We start from the raw sequence: 18,660 nt of genomic DNA on the forward strand, positions 1-18,660 counted from the left end.
TTAAATTATAATTTTTGGTAAAATTAAGCAAAATCTGCAAATTAACCTTCTAATGCACAAATCGCATGGTTTGGCAATGTGCCGATTCGAAAAAAGGTTCATTTTCACGTAGAATACTGCTGTCGGTGAATCACGCTGACAATTTTTATGAATTTTTCAGGCAAAGTTGAATATGTATTGATATTCCTTTGACTGAGGTGCAACCAGCACCACTACTTTCAAAGTTTATTTAAGTAACCGGTTCGCTGAAATTAGGCCAAAAGCCTGATGATCAGAAACTCAATCCAAAGCAAGGGGCTATATATGGCTGGTGGAAAGTCAACAATCATTTACACACTGACCGACGAGGCGCCATTATTGGCGACTTACTCTCTACTGCCGATCATTGAGACCTTTACTAAGCCGGCGGGCGTTGAGATTGTTAAGACAGACATCTCTGTAGCCGCACGCGTACTTGCAGAATTCGCAGACTATCTAAGCGATGAGCAGAAAGTTTCAGATAACCTGGCAGAATTAGGTCGTCTTACTCAGGACCCAGATACTAATATCATTAAACTCCCTAATATTAGTGCGTCTGTTGCTCAGTTGACGTCATGCATTAAAGAACTTCAGTCTAAGGGCTATGCACTGCCTGATTATCCGGAAAATCCGACTACTGAAGAAGAAAAAGCAATTAAAGCGCGTTATAGCAAGTGCCTAGGTTCAGCAGTGAACCCAGTACTTCGTGAAGGTAACTCTGACCGTCGTGCGCCGACAGCAGTGAAAAACTACGCGAAAAAACACCCACATTCTATGGGTGAATGGAAACCTTGGTCACAAACTCACGTTTCTCACATGCAAGAAGGCGACTTCTACCATGGCGAAAAGTCTATGACTTTAGACCGTGCACGTAATGTGAAAATGGAACTGATCACCAAGTCTGGTGAAACTATCGTTCTTAAGCCAAAAGTTGCGCTTCAAGACGGCGAAATCATCGACTCAATGTTCATGAGCAAAAAAGCCCTTTGCGACTTCTATGAAAAAGAATTAGAAGATTGTAAAGAAGCTGGCATCCTGTTCTCTTTACACGTTAAAGCGACCATGATGAAAGTGTCACACCCGATCGTATTCGGTCACTGTGTGCGTATTTACTACAAAGATGCGTTTGAGAAACACGGTAAACTGTTCGACGAGCTAGGCATTAACGTAAATAACGGTATGGCTGGTCTTTACGAAAAAATCGAATCTTTACCAACTTCTTTACGCGAAGAAATCATTGAAGATCTTCATGCATGTCAAGAACACCGTCCAGCACTTGCGATGGTTGATTCTGCAAAAGGTATTACCAACTTCCATTCTCCAAACGACGTGATTGTAGATGCTTCTATGCCTGCAATGATCCGTACTGGCGGTAAAATGTGGGGTGCTGACGGTAAACCTTACGACTGTAAAGCAGTTATGCCTGAATCTACATTCGCACGTATTTATCAGGAAATGATCAACTTCTGTAAATGGAATGGTAACTTCGACCCACGTACTATGGGTACAGTTCCTAACGTTGGTCTGATGGCTCAAAAAGCTGAAGAATACGGTTCTCACGACAAGACTTTCGAAATTCCAGAAGCGGGTGTTGCGAACATCACTGACCTTGAAACTGGTGAAGTGTTGATGTCTCAAAACGTGGAAGAAGGTGATATCTGGCGTATGTGCCAGGTGAAAGACGCACCGATCCGCGACTGGGTGAAACTGGCTGTAACTCGTGCACGTAACTCTGGCATGCCAGCAATCTTCTGGCTTGACCCGTACCGTCCACACGAAAACGAACTGATCAAAAAAGTTCAAACTTACCTGAAAGATCACGATACTGAAGGCTTGGACATCCAAATCATGTCTCAGGTACGTGCGATGCGTTATACACTTGAACGTGTTGCTCGTGGCCTAGATACCATTTCAGTAACAGGTAACATCCTGCGTGACTACCTGACTGACCTGTTCCCAATCATGGAGCTTGGTACTTCTGCGAAAATGCTGTCTATCGTGCCTCTAATGGCAGGTGGCGGTATGTACGAAACTGGTGCTGGTGGTTCTGCGCCTAAACACGTACAACAATTGGTAGAAGAAAACCACTTACGTTGGGATTCTCTAGGTGAGTTCTTGGCATTGGCTGTTTCTCTGGAAGAAATGGGTATTAAAGAAAACAATGCACGTGCGAAACTGCTCGCGAAAACACTGGATGCTGCGACTGGTAAATTGCTTGACAATGACAAGTCTCCATCACGTCGTACTGGCGAGCTAGACAACCGTGGCAGCCACTTCTACCTGGCTAAATTCTGGGCTGAAGAACTTGTAGCGCAAGACGAAGATGCAGAATTGAAAGCGAAATTTGCACCGATCGCTCAGTCTCTTGCTGAAAATGAAGAGAAGATCGTAAGCGAATTGAATGCAGTTCAAGGCCAATCTGTAGATATCGGTGGTTACTATGCGGTTGATCCTGCAAAAGTAAATGCTGTAATGCGTCCAAGTGCTACATTGAACCAAATCATTGAATCACTAAACGCTTAATCAGGCTGTACTAGCTTTAAAGCTCGTAAAGTGAATAAAACCGGTGCTTAGGCGCCGGTTTTTTATTGTTTTTAGATATACATTTAGATAAGAAATGAAGAAATGAGATTTCAGTTAAGTTTCTGATCTATCGTCATTTGATTGAATAATCGAAATGATTAAAAAATAATTCTGAACTTGTTATATTGATTTAAAGTATAAGCGCTATATTAAAAAAAGGTTTTATTGACCTGGGTAGGGTAGAGCCATGAGTAATCAGATATTCATACAGCAGACTTTTGATGGTCCGGTGGATATTGTTGGCGATATTCATGGTGAGATTGATGCGCTACAACAATTGTTAGAAGTATTGGGCTACGATCTGCAAGGTCGTCATCCTGAACAGCGTAAACTGATTTTTGTCGGAGATCTGTGTGATCGTGGACCAGACAGTATCGCTGTCATCAGACAGGTTAAAACCTTAATAGAAAATGGCAATGCGCAATGCATTCTGGGTAATCATGAAATCAACTTGTTAACCGATACGCTACGGGAAGGCAATGGCTGGTTTTTTGGTTCACCGCATCAGGATGATCTCAAAACTTTTGATTCAGTTCAGGCTTCAATTCAGGATCGTGCATGGATTCTAGAATTTCTAAACAGCCTGCCTTTGGCTCTAGATGCACCCCATTTAAGAATTGTGCATGCTTGCTGGGATACGCAGGCAATTCAACAATTGAAATCTGTTCCTTTTAATTCAATCAGACAGGCTTATGATTATTTTGTCCTGAAAAATGAGCTTGAGTTACAGACTTTAGGCTTTGATGAATATATCCAGAGTGAACAGCAGCAATATCAGGGACAATTCAAGGATCCAGCAGCCAGTATTCCCTTATTAAAATATATCGCTGAAAAAGAGTTACGCGACCAGATGCAAAATCCGATTCGTACCTTAAGCTCAGGCGCAGAAAAAATTGCACAACGTCCAGTCTATGCAGGGGGGCGCTGGCGTATGATTGACCGTTTGCCATGGTGGGAGCGTTATACAGATAGGATACCTGTGGTGATTGGCCATTATTGGAGAAACTTTAAAACCACCGAAGAAAAATCCGGTCTGTTTAAGCATATTGATGCCTTGCAATGGTTTGGTCAGCAGCAGAATGTATTTTGTGTCGACTATTCAGTGGGTAGGCGTTATCGCGATCGTCAGCAACAGGCTGAGTTTGCCCATCATCTCGGGGCTTTAAGATGGCCTGAAAATCTGGTGATTTTTGAAGATGGCCAGCAGTATTTCACTCAAAAAATGACGTAAAAAAAGCAGCCACGAAGACTGCTTTTTTATTGAAATTAGCGGATTATTCCACTTCTACAATTTCAAAATCGTGAGTAATTTCGACCCCACCGTCAGATAGCATTTTACTGGCAGAACAGTATTTCTCAGCAGAAAGTTCTACGGCTTTAGCGACCTGTTTCTCTTTGATGCCTTTACCGCTGACCACAAAGTGTAGATGGATTTTGGTAAATACCGCAGGAATTGTATCGGCACGTTCTGCTTTTAATTCACAGCGAACATCAGTAATCTCCTGACGTGCTTTCTTTAAAATTGTCACAATGTCAAAAGAAGCACAACCGCCCAGACCGGTTAAAATCAGTTCCATTGGGCGAGGACCACGGTTTTCACCGCCATATTCAGGTGAACCATCCATGATGATACTGTGACCACTTTGAGTTTTTGCTTCAAAAGCAACATTCTCTAGCCAATGAACACTCGTTTGCATTGCAACTACCTAAAAAAAGCTATAAATTTACGAAGTAACTGTACACTAACATAAATTGGGTTGATAAGGAATTTCAATCCCACTGTGTGACAAGTTCACATTAGGTCTTGTGCGATCTATAAATTATCCATATTCGGAACTGTAAGCATGACTTCAAACTTTTCACAATTAAGCACAGACGCACTTTCGCCGGGGCAACTACCTGAATCAGTGAAGGCGTTATTAAAACGTGCATATATCAATCGCTATCCAAAACGTACCACGATCGTGGATGCAGGATCAGAATCTAAATCTCTGTATTTAATTCTGAAGGGGTCTGTGTCTATCATTCTTCGTGAAGATGATGAACGTGAGATTGTGGTAGCTTATTTAAATGCGGGAGACTTCTTTGGGGAAATGGGTCTTTTCGAAGCAAATCCACAGCGTACTGCAGAAGTGCGTACTCGTGATGTCTGTGAAATTGCTGAAATTACCTATGAAAACTTTCATGAAATTAGCAAACAATATCCAGACCTTAGCTATGCAGTTTTTGCCCAGCTGGTTCGCCGTCTGAAAAATACCACACGTAAAGTGACTGACCTGGCATTTATCGATGTGTCTGGTCGTATTGCACGTTGTCTGATTGACCTGTCATCTCAGCCAGAAGCGATGATCTTGCCAAATGGTCGTCAGATCCGTATTACCCGTCAGGAAATTGGCCGTATTGTTGGGTGTTCACGTGAAATGGTCGGTCGTGTTCTAAAAACTCTAGAAGAACAGGGCATGATTGAAACCGATGGTAAGGCGATTCTGATTTTTGATGCATCGCTGGAAGAACCTGAAGCAGTGGGTGCTGGCGAGTTCGAAGACGAATAAGCCAAAAGCACGATAAAAAGCAAATCTTCGGGTTTGCTTTTTTTATTCCTGTTTAAAAATTTCAGCCTGATTCAGAACATAACAAATTGGCACAAGCTTGTTAGAAAAGATGATTTAAGTCCGTCTTATAATTCCGATAGGCTATAGCACACTTGCTCTTGATAAATAACAGATAAACTTAAAGGACATTTTTATGCAATTCAGACCATTGGCGGATACGGGAATCTTAGTGCCAGAAATCTGTTTGGGCACCATGACTTTTGGTGAGCAGAATACTCAGGAAGAGGCTTTTCAGCAATTAGACTATGCCTTGGAGCAAGGTTTATATTTCTGGGATACCGCAGAAATGTATCCAGTGCCACCCAAGCCGGAAACCCAAGGTGCAACTGAACGCATCATTGGTAACTGGATTGCTTCACGGGGTGGTCGTGACAAACTGTTTTTAGCTTCGAAAATTGCGGGTCCGTCACAAGGTGGGAGCCATATCCGTGATGGTCAGACCCGGTTTGTGGCTTCGGAAATTACATCAGCAATTGATAATTCATTGTCGCGTTTGCAAACTGATTATATCGATCTGTACCAATTGCACTGGCCACAGCGTGCGACCAATTTCTTTGGCAAGTTGGGTTATGGCAATGCAGAAGCTGCAGATGATCGTGCCGTAACGAATCTGGAAGAAACCCTGACTGCTTTGCATGACGAAATTAAGAAAGGTCGTATCCGTTATATTGGCTTGTCCAATGAAACCCCTTGGGGCACCATGAAGTTCCTGCATCTGGCAGAGAAATTGGGACTTTCTAAATTTGTTAGCGTGCAAAATCCGTATAGCTTGCTGAATCGGACTTATGAAATTGGTATGTCGGAAATTGCCAAATACGAAGGTATAGGTTTGCTGGCTTATTCTCCACTGGCATTCGGTTATCTGACTGGTAAATTCCGCAATGGTGCACGTCCAGCCAATGCACGTGTGACTTTATTTTCACGTTTTAGCCGTTATAGCAATCCGGAAAGCGAGTGGGCCGTCGAGCAGTATGCACAACTGGCTGAGCAGCATGGCCTGACCTTAACCCAGTTGTCACTGGCTTTCATTAAACAGCAGTTCTTCGTGACCAGTACTATTATTGGTGCGACCAACTTGGATCAGCTCAAGGAAAACATTCAGGCGTTTGACGTGAATCTTTCTGAAGAAGTCTTGCAGGGCATTGAAACCATTCACCGTCAGCAACCCAATCCGGCACCATAATTGTTCAAGTGTTCTCTTTAAATGCCCTTCAAGTGAGGGCATTTTTGTTTCAATAAAGGATCAAATTTAATGATAAACAACATAGCGAGAAAAGGATAAAGGCAGCATAATCAAAACAAGATTCATCAATAGGATTTAATAAAAATGAATAATGAAACGGATATTTCTAAATCCCAAGTATTAGCCAAAGCTATATTCAACTTAGCTGAACAGTTGCAATTGCAAGAATCCGAGCTTGCATTAGTTCTGGATCTATCTGAAGCAGAATTATCGTCAATCATAAATCAAAAAGAATTAGAACCAGATACTAGCGCAGGTAAAAGAGCAATAACTTTAATCAATATCTATCAAGCGTTATTTGGTCTGAATGGTGGGGATCTGAGCTGGATGCGCCAGTTTATCAATTCACCTAACAAGCTTTTGGATCAGCAAATACCAAGATCCTTGATGCAAACAGAATATGGTTTGAGTGCAGTATTGCGATTACTAGGACGCTTGCAACCGCACTAAAGGTCTTTCTCTATTTTCTACCCATCCGAAAAATAGCAGAGTAAATTAAATCAGATATTCATTATTGATCTTCACTTTAAAAATTCTACTTTCGCTCACTTGAAATATTTTCATTGAATACCAATATTAATACTGATAACTCTGTCTTTTATTTAATTAAATTTTTGAAAAATATATAAAAAATTATTTGAAATTTTATTTCCAGCACCCATATATCCATCAAGTAGAAAATTTGTTGTGAGGAATAACAAGAATGCGTTTTGAGAAATTTACCAATCGCTTACAGCAAACCCTTTCCGATGCGCAATCTCTGGCAATGAGCAAGGATCATGCTGCCATTGAAGGGATTCACATCTTGTCCACCTTGATGGAAGAAGCATCGAATGTGAGCTTGCTGCAACAGGCAGGAGCGAACCTGCGTGACCTGCAAAGCAAAGTACAAACTGCGCTGAACAATGTAGCTACGCTCGGTAATCCCTCTGCCGATATCAATATCAGTCAGGAAGCAGCCAAAGCCCTGCATCTAGCGGACAGTTATGCACAAAAAGCAGGAGATGAGTTCCTGTCCACTGACTGGGTATTACTGGCACTTGCAGAAACGGGTGCCACCAAAACCTTATTAAATAGTGTTGGCGTAAAAACTGAAACTTTACGACAGGTCATTAATCAAATTCGAGGCGATGAAAAAGTCATGAGCAATAATCATGAAGATCAACGGGACTCACTGAATAAATATACGATTGATTTAACTGAACGTGCCATGGCTGGCAAACTGGACCCGGTGATTGGTCGTGATGATGAAATCCGTCGTACAATTCAGGTGCTGTCACGCCGTACCAAAAACAACCCGGTACTGATCGGTGAGCCAGGTGTCGGTAAAACTGCGATTGTCGAAGGTCTGGCACAACGTATTGTTAACGGTGAAGTTCCTGAAGGCTTGAAAGGCAAACGTGTATTATCACTGGACTTAGGTTCATTGCTGGCAGGTGCCAAATATCGTGGTGAGTTCGAAGAACGTCTGAAAGCCGTTCTGAAAGATCTGGCTAAACATGAAGGCGAAATCATCCTGTTCATTGACGAGCTGCATACATTGGTCGGTGCCGGTAAAGGCGATGGCGCCATGGATGCGGGTAACATGCTGAAACCTGCATTAGCGCGCGGTGAACTACGCTGTGTCGGTGCAACGACTCTGGATGAATATCGTCAGTACATTGAAAAAGATGCAGCTTTAGAGCGTCGTTTCCAGAAAGTGCTGGTGGATGAACCAAGCGTGGAAGATACCATTGCGATTCTGCGTGGTCTGAAAGATCGTTATGCAACTCACCATGGTGTGCAGATTCTGGATTCTGCAATCATTGCTGCGGCGAAAATGTCGCATCGTTACATCACAGATCGTCAATTGCCGGATAAAGCCATTGACCTGATTGATGAAGCAGCATCTCGTATCAAAATGGAGCTGGATTCTAAACCTGAAGCGCTGGATAAACTCGAACGTCGTCTGATTCAGCTGAAGATGCAGCTTGAAGCGGTGAAAAAAGATGCAGACTCTGGTGCACAAGGCGAAGTGAAACATCTGGAAGAGCAGATTGCCACTGTAGAGAAAGAGTACAGCGAACTGGAAGAAATCTGGCGTGCCGATAAAGCGCTGGTAGCAGGCAACAAAGATATTCAGGTGAAACTGGATCAGGCTCGCATTGCGCTGGAAAAAGCCCAGCGTGAAGGTGATCTGGCTGAAGCAGCACGTTATCAATACGGTGTGATTCCTGAACTGCAAAAACAGTTGGAACGTATTGAAGCGGCTGAAGAAAGTGAAGCACCAAAACTGTTACGTGACAAAGTCACTGACAATGAGATCGCTGAAGTAGTCAGTGCTGCGACCGGTATTCCTGTGGCGAAAATGCTGCAAGGTGAGCGTGACAAACTGCTGCATATGGAAAACTTCCTACATAACCGTGTTGTTGGGCAGGAAGAAGCCGTAGTGGCTGTGTCTAACGCTGTGCGCCGTTCACGTGCTGGCTTGTCAGATCCAAATCGTCCAAGCGGTTCATTCCTGTTCTTAGGCCCAACAGGTGTGGGTAAAACAGAATTGACTAAAGCTTTGGCGAACTTCCTGTTCGACAGTGACGATGCCATGATCCGAATCGACATGTCCGAATTTATGGAAAAACATTCGGTGAGCCGCTTGGTCGGTGCACCTCCGGGCTATGTCGGTTATGAAGAAGGTGGTGTGCTGACTGAAGCGGTGCGCCGTAAACCATATAGCGTGGTGTTATTCGATGAGGTCGAAAAAGCGCATCCGGATGTATTTAACATTCTGCTGCAAGTGCTAGATGATGGTCGTTTGACTGACTCGCAAGGTCGTGTGGTGGACTTTAAAAATACCGTGATTGTGATGACTTCGAACCTGGGTTCACAGGATGTCCGTGAACTGGGCGATAAAGCAACTCGTGAAGAAGTCCGTACAGTGGTGATGAATGCGGTATCGGAACATTTCCGTCCAGAGTTTATCAACCGTATTGATGAGCTAGTGGTGTTCCATGCACTGGAAAAAGACCAGATCCGTGGTATTGCCGATATCCAGTTGAACCGCTTGCGTCAACGTCTGGCAGAACGCGATATGCGTCTGTCTGTGGATGACAGTGCTTTCGATCAGTTAATCGAAGCTGGTTTCGATCCGTTGTATGGTGCGCGTCCATTAAAACGTGCGATCCAGCAACGTATTGAAAATGGTTTGGCACAAAGCATCCTGGCAGGTGAGTTTGGCCCTGGTGATACCATCGTCGTTCGTGGTGAAAGTGGCGAGCTGGTCTTTGAAAAAATGAAACTCAGCTAATAGAAGTTCTCTTCGCAACAAAAAAACCCAGCCTAGGCTGGGTTTTTCTTTATCTTATATTCACACCTTACATTTTTGGATGAGTAATTTTCCAGGCACGGTGAATTTTCTGGTTACGCTTGAAGTCTGGACCAATGGTTTCATGCGTGATTTCTTCCAAGTCATATAAACCTTCAATCATTTCATCCATTTCGAAACCACGGTAGTTGTTCGAGAAATACAACGTACCGTCAGTGGTTAAACGGTTCATGGCACGTTTCAATAAAGAGACGTGGTCACGCTGAACGTCGAAAGTCCCGTAGAATTTTTTCGAGTTAGAGAATGTCGGTGGATCGATAAAGATCAGGTCATATTGTTCATGACCTTCTTTCAGCCATTCAAAACAGTCAGATGCAAAGAATTGATGTTGTTGATCGGCATGGTCTACAGTCAGGCCGTTTAGAACAAAGTTCTCTTTTGACCAGTTCAAATAAGTATTAGATAAATCGACACTGGTGGTACTCGCTGCACCGCCTAAAGCTGCATGTAAGCTCGCGGTAGAGGTATAGCTGTACAGATTCAGGAAGTGCTTGCCTTTGGCTTCTTTGGCAATACGCAAACGTATCTGACGGTGATCCAGGAACAAACCGGTATCCAGATAGTCGGTCAGGTTGACCAGAATCTTGGCTTGGCCTTCCTGGACGATAAAACGTTTAGATGCTGTACTTTGTTTGGTGTACTGGTTTTTACCTTCCTGACGGGCACGCGTCTTGATAAAGATCGCATCACGGCCCAAACCGGTCACGGCACGAATTGCCTGTAGAGCCAGGTTAAAACGTTTTTTTGCTTTTTCAGGATCGATTTTTTTCGGTGGTGCATATTCCTGAACATGCAGACGTTCGCCGTATAGATCAACTGCTACATTAAAGTCCGGCAGGTCGGCATCATACAAACGCAGGCAGTGAATATTTTCTTTTACCGCCCATTTTTTCAGGGTTTGCATATTCTTGGTCAGACGGTTAGCAAATTCCATCGCACCTTCAATCGGCTCGAATTGTTGCGGCTGCCAGCTTTCCAGGAAAGGACGTGTGACTGCTGCCGGTTTTACTGTACCAAAACGGATATAGATTGGCAGTTTACCGTTCATCAAACGCAGAATTTGCGGGTCATTGAACGCCAAGACATCGGCCTGTTCCACCTGAGCAGCAATGACTGCCGCTTTCTGATTCGGGAAATTCTTTTGTAGCAGATTAGACAGACCCAGATACAAGGCACGGTTAGATGCCTTATCACCCAGACGCTCACCGTACGGCGGGTTGGTGACGAAGAAGACTTTTTTGCCTTCCGCCTGGAAATCTGGCCAGTCATTTAAAGTACGCTCTTCGATCTTGATCTGGTCAAGCGCAGATTCAAAACCTGCAGCAATAATGTTCTGTTTAGTGGCTTTTACCGCTTCCCAGTCGGCATCAAAGGCATAGAATTTTGGTAATGGGTTTTCTAGCGCAGCTTTATGACGTTCAGCCGCTTCAGCTTTAATCCCCATCCATAATTCATGGTCATGACCATTCCAGCCATTAAATCCGAAACGACGCACCAGACCTGGGGCACGATCAGTCAGAATCATCAGTGATTCAATGATAAACGTCCCTGAACCACACATTGGATCAACCACAATATCCGGGTTGATGTCTTTCAGGCCGCCTTTTTGCAGGATCGCAGCCGCCAGATTTTCCTTGATTGGTGCTTCAGTCATAAAGCGGCGATAGCCACGTTTATGCAGGGAATCACCGGATAAGTCTAAACAATAAGTGTGTTCTTTTTTACCGGCCAGAATATACATGGTGATTTCTGGCTGTTTGGTATCAATACTTGGACGCTTGCCCACAGCTTCCATAAAGGAATCGACGACGCCATCTTTGGCACGTAGAGTTGCAAACTGGGTATTGACCTTAATATCACGTTCAACGTGCAGACGAATTGCGAAGGTGCTTTGTGGTGCAAAAATCAGTGACCAGTCGAAGCTCATCGCACCTTCATAAAGCTCTTCTGCAACATCACGCGCATCGTGGGAGAATTCGATTTCATGCGTGTGAATTGGCATCAGGACACGAGAAGCCAGACGAGACCACATACAGATGCGGTAAGCATTTTCAAGCGTGCCTTTGAAGGTCAGACGACCTGGGAAACGTTCGATATCCTGAACACCTAAACCTTTGATTTCTTCTTCTAATAAGGTTTCCAGACCATCGGCACAGGTGACCCAATAATTGCTTAAACGTGAAGAGGTATTCATAAAATAGAGAGACCGGAAAAGAATAAATAAAAAACTGCGCTCAGTTTAGCGTATTTTGCCTGTTAAAGCTTTGGAAATTTTTTAAATTCGAGCATATACAGCCTAGTTTTACTCATCCTAAAAAGCGCTAAATGTTGACTTAAAAAGTAAACTAAAAATTGACGAGAGATGTAAAATTACAAAATACCAAGAATGAAAATATTTTGAATAAAACTTTTATTTTACAGATGGATATGTAATGGGTATTAAACTAATTCGCAATCTAGATCTTCAATTGCAGCCATGTTGTATGTGTGATTTAAAAAATAAATAATCGGGTTATTGATGTGATGGATCTGATGCCGGATCGTTTATATGCACCATATGGCATCAACATTACTCTAAAAGTAAAAGCTAAAATTTGGTCACTCATGTCAAGTGATCGAGACTAAGAATTGATTAGCCAGACGAGGAGTGAATCTAAAACAAAAAAGACACTGATCTACGATTGCTCGAGGTAGAACAATTTTCATTCATATCAATTTATAACTCACATAACTTATTTATTAATTTTGGTACGTTTATTGCTCTATCTAATATCAATGAAGCTGTAATGCTGAGGGGAATCATTACAGCTTCATCTTTATTCTTAATTATTATTTCGGAGGGGCTTAGATGTTGGATCTTCAATTACGCAGGAATGAGGCATTTTCAATCGCTACCTTGATCTATGCACGTTTAAGACGAGTGACTGGGCGAGTAATTGATGCCATGTATCTTGCAGAAAATATCCACTATGCAAAGCATGTGATTGGGCTGGCAGAGCAGACTGAAGATCCTGAGTTATTACATCTGGTCAATCGTTTAAAAACCACTCTGGATTTATCGTCATTTTCAGAACTGCAGGCTGAAGAACAGGCGGAAAAGGAACTGATTTCTGTGGAACCAAGTGAAGAAGATATCTATCGCGCACAGGTTTCACATCATTATATTGGCGCATTGCGCTAATTGGGGGATTGGGTGTGGATGCTCCAGACTGAAGCACTCATGTTTAAATGAAAAAACAAGCATATAGATAGACAGGTTAAATTATCTTATTGAAAAAATACATGGGAATTTAAATTTCCATTCTTATTACCGAGATGGTTTTTGTACAACCGAGCTCTTTATCAACTATAAAGATTCGCTAATCTCTGTATAATACGTTGACTTAACGTATAAGGAATCTCTCATGCACTTGGCGGCATTGCATACACCGAGCCAGATTCAACTCAACAAAGCAGGTAATCTTAAACATTTCCTGACCATCGAAGGTCTTTCTAAAGAAACTCTTACAAAAATACTGGACACTGCGTTGTCCTTTTTTAATGACCAAAATCAGCTGATCACCAATAATTTGCTCGAAGGCAAAACGGTGATGAACCTATTTTTTGAAAATTCTACCCGAACGCGTACTACATTTGAGGCAGCGGCCAAACGTCTGTCTGCCAACGTGCTGAATATCGATATTGCCCGTTCAAGTACCTCTAAAGGTGAAACTTTACGTGATACCTTGTGGAATCTTGAAGCCATGGCGGCAGATATCTTCGTAGTACGTCATTCATCTTCAGGTGCAGCACACTTTATTGCCAAAGATGTATGTCCAAATGTCGCTATTATTAATGCAGGGGATGGCCGTCATGCCCATCCAACTCAAGCGATGCTGGATATGCTGACTATTCGCCGCGAGACCAATAAAAAATTCGAAGATATGTCGATTGCTATTATTGGCGATATCAAGCATTCGCGTGTAGCACGTTCAGATGTGGCGGCACTGCAAACCTTAGGCTGTAAAGATATTCGCGTGATTGCACCGAATACGTTGTTGCCATACGGTTTTGATGACTACAGTGAAGATGTACGCCTGTTCAATAATATGGAAGATGGCATCAAAGACTGTGATGTGATCATTACCTTGCGTATTCAAAACGAGCGTATTGATTCGCCAGCGCTGTCTTCTCAGGCTGAATTCTACAAAATGTATGGCCTGAATAAAGAACGTCTCGCCATGGCCAAGCCGGATTGTATCGTGATGCATCCAGGACCAATGAACCGTGGTGTGGAAATTGATTCCAGTATTGCAGACGGTCCGCAATCCGTGATTCTGAAACAGGTTACTAACGGGATTGCAGTACGTATGGCGGTACTGGCTCTTGCGATGCAGGGTCAGTTACAGGAACAGGGTTTGATTGAAGCGATTGCGGTATAAGGAATAAGTCATGTCTATTGTAAAAATTGAAAATGTCCGTGTTCTTGACCCAATCCAAAACACTGATTCAGTCGAAACGGTTTATCTGGAAAATGGTAAACGTATTGCAGAAACTGCTAACGTCTCTGAAACCATTGATGGGCAGGGCAAATGGCTGATGCCCACTATGGTGGATCTATGCGCACGTTTACGTGAACCGGGTCAGCAGCAACACGGGACTTTAAAGTCTGAAGGTAAGGCTGCACGTGAAAACGGGATTCTGCATGTATTTACCCCGCCAGATTCTAAACCGATTGTGCAGGATAATGGTGCGCTGATTCATGGTCTGGTTGAAAAAGCTATGCTGGATGGTGGTATTTATCTGCAGGTGATCGGTGCACAGACTCAAGGTCTGCAAGGTCAGCAACCGGCCAATATGGCAGGTTTGAAAAAGGGCGGATGTACTGCGGTTTCTAATGCCAGTGCGCCGTTTGCCAATGATGATGTGGTATTGCGTACACTTGAATATGCAGCGGGCTTGGACCTGACTGTAGTGTTCTATGCAGAAGAACCTCAAATCGCCAAAGATGGTTGTGTGCATGAAGGCTTTATTGCTTCACGCCAAGGCTTGCCAATGATTCCATCGCTAGCTGAAACTGTGGCCATTGCCAAATACCTGCTCATGATTGAAGCAACTAAAGTACGTGCTCATTTTGGCTTGTTATCTTGTGGTGCATCAGTAGAACTGATTCGTATTGCCAAAGAAAAAGGCTTGCCAGTAACTTGTGATGTCGCTATGCACCAATTGCATCTGACTGACCATCTGATTGATGGCTTTAACTCTCTTGCACACGTACGTCCACCATTACGTTCTGAATCTGACAAAGAATTACTGCGTCAGGGCGTGAAATCTGGTGTAATTGATGCGATCTGTACCCATCATGAACCCCTGAGCAGCTCTGCCAAAATGGCACCCTTTGCGGAAACACTGCCTGGATTTACTGCGTTTGATACCTATGTATCGTTCGGTATCCAACTGGTGAATGAAGGTTTCTTTACGCCATTGGAATGGGTGGAGAAAGTCACAGTTGCTCCTGCAAAAGTCGCCAGCATGTTTGATCGCTGGAAGGCAGAAGCTGGCTGGGTACTGGTTGATCCAGAACAGGAATGGACGTTGAGCAAAGAAACGATCGTTTCTCAAGGTAAAAATACACCACTGCTCAATCAAAAAGTGAAAGGTAAAGTGCTGCAAACTTTTATTGTCGCATAACGCTTACATTTTGCGTTTACAAAAAGTCAGCTTCGGCTGACTTTTTTATATCTTAAATAAAATAGTAGAAAAGTTAGCCCTACATAAACAGTGAAACTTTATGATATCAGTACAATTATTAACATTCCAAAGAGGGTGGATCGCTACACTGATTAAATATTAAACATTATAAATCAGAATAATGGTGATCTTGATGAATACAGATTTAATTGAACGTTTAAAGAGTGATGTGACCGCCATTGTGCTGCAAGGTGAAACAGAACATCTATTTGCCAAGGATCAGGCCTTAGCCCAATTCTATCCTGTATTGTTAAGTATTCTTCGTGCAAGACCGGCCTGGATTGAAAGTCTGGGTCAGCAACTTAATCCCAAGATTGATGAATTATTTAATAATAATCCGACCCTAAAACAACAATTCCTGGCTCAGTTAGATTCAACTGCACCTCAAGATGAAATTGAACAGACCCTGAACCGGGCAATTGTTCCAACCATGAATTTCTTGCAGGCAGAAGCGGGTGCACCCACTGCTGAAGCAGTAGGGCATTTACTAGATACCCATGCAGACTCGATTCAACGGGCATTACCAGTCTGGGCTGGCCCCATACTGGCATCTCTAGGCGTATCTCCGCTGGCGGGACAAAATCTGAACCGCGCACCGGGTCTGGCTTCCGAACCGGAAGCAGAACCAGTACTGACTGAAGAGAAAAAGGCAGTGGTGTTCTGGCCTTTTATTCTCCTCGTGATTATTGCGGTGATTATCTTATTCTTCTTCCGTGGATGCCTGCGTGATGATGATCCGGATGAATTACGAAATGCTCAGGCGGTAAGCGAAGCTGCTGCAACAAACCCTGCAATTCTAAAAATCAGCACAGGTAGTCAGGGTGAAATTGTCAACTGTCAGGTACAGATGAATGATCCGAAATATATGCAGATTTTGCAAAATGAAATCAAACAGATCTTTAATTACAGTATTGGCTGTGGTGCAGTAGCCAATGAAAATTACCACTCAGAATTTATTGATCAGGATACAATTCCATCCGTATTGAAATTACTGCAAGGCATGTCAAATGTGACTTTAACTTGGGCAGGTAATCAGGTATCTGTGCAGGCAGCGAACAGTGCAGATGCACAGCGTTTGGCAGGTCAAATTCGTGGCTTAGCTAAAAATGTAGAAGTCGTGACCCAAAAACCAGTGGATATGGATGAGGCGATCAATACAGCCAATACCGAGGCTAAAAAAGCTTTAGACGAACTTCAGATGGAGAATATTGAGGCATTGGATGTTGCAACTGCCTTAAACCTGCAACTTATTCATTTTGTGACAGGTTCTACAGAAATTCCTGAAGTGAATAAAAGCTTGCTGGATCAGACCGCAGCTTTATTGCAATATGCCAAAGATGTACGTCTAACCGTAATAGGCCATACTGATACGGAAGGCAGCAGCACTCAAAATCAGGAGCTATCTTTAAAACGTGCTCAAGCCATTGTGAATTATCTGGTACAGAAAGGGGTGAATCCGGCACAATTACAACCTGTAGGTATGGCGGCGAATCAGCCTGCTCAACCGAATGCAACCTCGAACGGTCAGTATCAAAATCGTCGTGTAACTTTTGAAGTTATGAGTACCGAAGATGGTCGTGTACATACTGTAGATAATGAAGGCGTAGTTGAAAAGAAAGCCAGCTAAATAATTCTTTCATCATAAAAAAGGACGAATGATTCGTCCTTTTTTATTTGTTATGAATTAAGAGAAAACAGGTGGGGTATAGGTCAGGGTTCTTCCCAGGAACCAGAGCAAGAACAGTACTAACGGAAGATGAAAGACCAGTTGGGTCACTGTAAAACCGATCACATCTTTAGCCTTTAACTTCAGGATCCCCAGCATGGGGAGCATAAAGAAAGGATTAATCAGATTGGGTAAGGCTTCGGCTGCATTGTAAATCTGGACAGACCAGCCCAGATGCACTTTCAGGTCATGTGCGGCCTGCATCACATAAGGCGCTTCAATAATCCATTTTCCTCCACCAGAAGGAATGAAGAAGCCTAGAATAGCTGAATAAATTCCCATCACCACCGCAAAGGTTTCCTGCGAGGCAATCGAAACGAAGAACTCGGCGATATAGTGCGATAGGGACAGGTCAGCAGAATTCAAGGCATTGGTCATCATAAAGGCAATACTGCCATAAAGCGGGAATTGAATCAGTACCCCTGAAATGGCCGGCACGGCTTTGGACACAGCATTGAGAAAATTACGTGGTGTACCATGTAGGGCTACACCTAAAATCAGAAAGATAAAGTTATAGGTGTTTAAGCTGGAGATCGCCAGAATCGGATTGCTTTTAGAAAACTCGTTAAACATCCAGACCAGACCCAGAACCACAATCAGAATACTTAAGATTGGCGAGTTTTCCAGCCAGTCACCCGGCCGTTTATGGGTCACGGTTTCAGTCTTTTCTTTTTCAATCTGGATCGGGAAGTGATCAATGGTTTTAATATGATTGCCTTTGGGCGCAGACCAGTAGGCAATGGCAATCGAAGCGATGATCAAGACTGCTGTCATGATCATGGATTGCGGCAGGAAAATCGTTTCAGTAAATGGAATCACACCGGTCAGATTATACAGAGGTTCTGGCAGGCTGGATTTGTTGGCCTGTAATTGCGCTGCTGAAGAACTGATGCCGAGTGCCCAGGTTGCACCCATCCCGATAATCGCTGCTGCGGCAGCCGCACGGTAATCCATGTTCAGTTCTTTACGCTGTGCCAGTGCGATCACCAGAAGTGCAGTTAGCACTGTACTCATCGCCCAGTTAATCAGGGAAATCAGTAGACTAACAGTGGCGACGAGAACGATGGCTCCACGTCCAGAATGAGGAATGCGCGCCATTTTCTGAATCAATAATTGCATCGGTTTGGAAACCGAAACTACATAACCCACCACGATCAGCATACACATCTGTAAGGTAAAGGGAATCAGACTCCAGAATCCGTCACCAAATGAAATCGCGACGTCTTGTGCCGGCGCACCAATGCCAATCGCGGCAATCGCAACGATGATGACACCGAGTAGGGCAAAGATATAAGAGTCCGGAAACCATTTTTCAGACCAGTCGCTGACGCGCATGGCAAAGCGCTGCAAGATATTTTGTTGAGTTTGCATGATTAAAATCCATTTA

General features: G+C 43.4%; 13 protein-coding genes. 10 read left to right on the forward strand and 3 right to left on the reverse strand.

Annotated elements, in window-relative coordinates:
• The first annotated feature begins 303 nt into the window (after positions 1 to 303).
• A complete protein-coding gene (locus tag FTV25_RS06090; RefSeq protein ID WP_034170011.1) occupies positions 304 to 2,541 on the forward strand; it encodes an NADP-dependent isocitrate dehydrogenase in 2,238 nt (745 codons plus the stop codon).
• 247 nt (positions 2,542 to 2,788) lie between these two features.
• A complete protein-coding gene (locus tag FTV25_RS06095) occupies positions 2,789 to 3,832 on the forward strand; it encodes a metallophosphoesterase (RefSeq protein WP_180003641.1) in 1,044 nt (347 codons plus the stop codon).
• Positions 3,833 to 3,875: 43 nt separating this feature from the next.
• Here the strand turns inward: FTV25_RS06095 and FTV25_RS06100 are convergent, their stop codons facing one another.
• Complete coding sequence (locus FTV25_RS06100) at positions 3,876 to 4,298, reverse strand: OsmC family protein (RefSeq protein WP_004782528.1); 423 nt, start codon at positions 4,296 to 4,298, stop codon at positions 3,876 to 3,878.
• Between the two features lie 147 nt (positions 4,299 to 4,445).
• Here FTV25_RS06100 and crp point away from each other — a divergent pair, with 147 nt between their 5' ends.
• The 4 genes from crp (at position 4,446) to clpB (ending at position 9,739) form a co-directional block, all read left to right on the forward strand.
• Entirely contained in the window at positions 4,446 to 5,153 is a 708-nt protein-coding gene (gene crp / locus FTV25_RS06105) for a cAMP-activated global transcriptional regulator CRP (RefSeq protein WP_004782527.1), read from the forward strand.
• A 193-nt stretch (positions 5,154 to 5,346) separates the two neighbouring features.
• The gene (locus FTV25_RS06110; protein ID WP_180003643.1) at positions 5,347 to 6,396 is read left to right on the forward strand and encodes an NADP(H)-dependent aldo-keto reductase; all 1,050 of its coding nucleotides are present in this window, start codon (positions 5,347 to 5,349) and stop codon (positions 6,394 to 6,396) included.
• Between the two features lie 144 nt (positions 6,397 to 6,540).
• Positions 6,541 to 6,906 (forward strand): antitoxin Xre/MbcA/ParS toxin-binding domain-containing protein, encoded by a 366-nt coding sequence (locus tag FTV25_RS06115; protein ID WP_180003645.1) that lies wholly within the window; start codon positions 6,541 to 6,543, stop codon positions 6,904 to 6,906.
• A 253-nt stretch (positions 6,907 to 7,159) separates the two neighbouring features.
• Positions 7,160 to 9,739 carry an ATP-dependent chaperone ClpB gene (gene clpB / locus FTV25_RS06120; protein ID WP_180003647.1) on the forward strand — a complete coding sequence of 860 codons (2,580 nt, stop codon included), beginning with the start codon at positions 7,160 to 7,162 and terminating at the stop codon, positions 9,737 to 9,739.
• Between the two features lie 67 nt (positions 9,740 to 9,806).
• Here the strand turns inward: clpB and rlmKL are convergent, their stop codons facing one another.
• On the reverse strand, positions 9,807 to 12,011 hold the full coding sequence (rlmKL, locus tag FTV25_RS06125) for a bifunctional 23S rRNA (guanine(2069)-N(7))-methyltransferase RlmK/23S rRNA (guanine(2445)-N(2))-methyltransferase RlmL (protein ID WP_180003649.1): 2,205 nt from the start codon (positions 12,009 to 12,011) through the stop codon (positions 9,807 to 9,809).
• A gap of 654 nt (positions 12,012 to 12,665) precedes the next feature.
• Between rlmKL and FTV25_RS06130 the strand changes: the two genes are divergently transcribed.
• The 4 genes from FTV25_RS06130 to FTV25_RS06145 all read left to right on the forward strand — a co-directional run bounded on the left by FTV25_RS06130 (position 12,666) and on the right by FTV25_RS06145 (position 17,174).
• On the forward strand, positions 12,666 to 12,998 hold the full coding sequence (locus FTV25_RS06130; RefSeq protein WP_034170006.1) for a hypothetical protein: 333 nt from the start codon (positions 12,666 to 12,668) through the stop codon (positions 12,996 to 12,998).
• 223 nt (positions 12,999 to 13,221) lie between these two features.
• Positions 13,222 to 14,238 (forward strand): aspartate carbamoyltransferase catalytic subunit, encoded by a 1,017-nt coding sequence (locus tag FTV25_RS06135; RefSeq protein WP_004782500.1) that lies wholly within the window; start codon positions 13,222 to 13,224, stop codon positions 14,236 to 14,238.
• A gap of 10 nt (positions 14,239 to 14,248) precedes the next feature.
• On the forward strand, positions 14,249 to 15,487 hold the full coding sequence (locus tag FTV25_RS06140; protein WP_180003651.1) for a dihydroorotase: 1,239 nt from the start codon (positions 14,249 to 14,251) through the stop codon (positions 15,485 to 15,487).
• Positions 15,488 to 15,680: 193 nt separating this feature from the next.
• Complete coding sequence (locus tag FTV25_RS06145; RefSeq protein ID WP_257218959.1) at positions 15,681 to 17,174, forward strand: OmpA family protein; 1,494 nt, start codon at positions 15,681 to 15,683, stop codon at positions 17,172 to 17,174.
• A gap of 57 nt (positions 17,175 to 17,231) precedes the next feature.
• Here the strand turns inward: FTV25_RS06145 and FTV25_RS06150 are convergent, their stop codons facing one another.
• Positions 17,232 to 18,644: a short-chain fatty acid transporter gene (locus FTV25_RS06150; protein ID WP_180003655.1), complete on the reverse strand. Its 1,413-nt coding sequence runs from the start codon at positions 18,642 to 18,644 to the stop codon at positions 17,232 to 17,234.
• Positions 18,645 to 18,660 lie beyond the last annotated feature (16 nt).

The organism is Acinetobacter sp. YH12249 (genome assembly GCF_013417475.1).
GTDB lineage: Bacteria > Pseudomonadota > Gammaproteobacteria > Pseudomonadales > Moraxellaceae > Acinetobacter.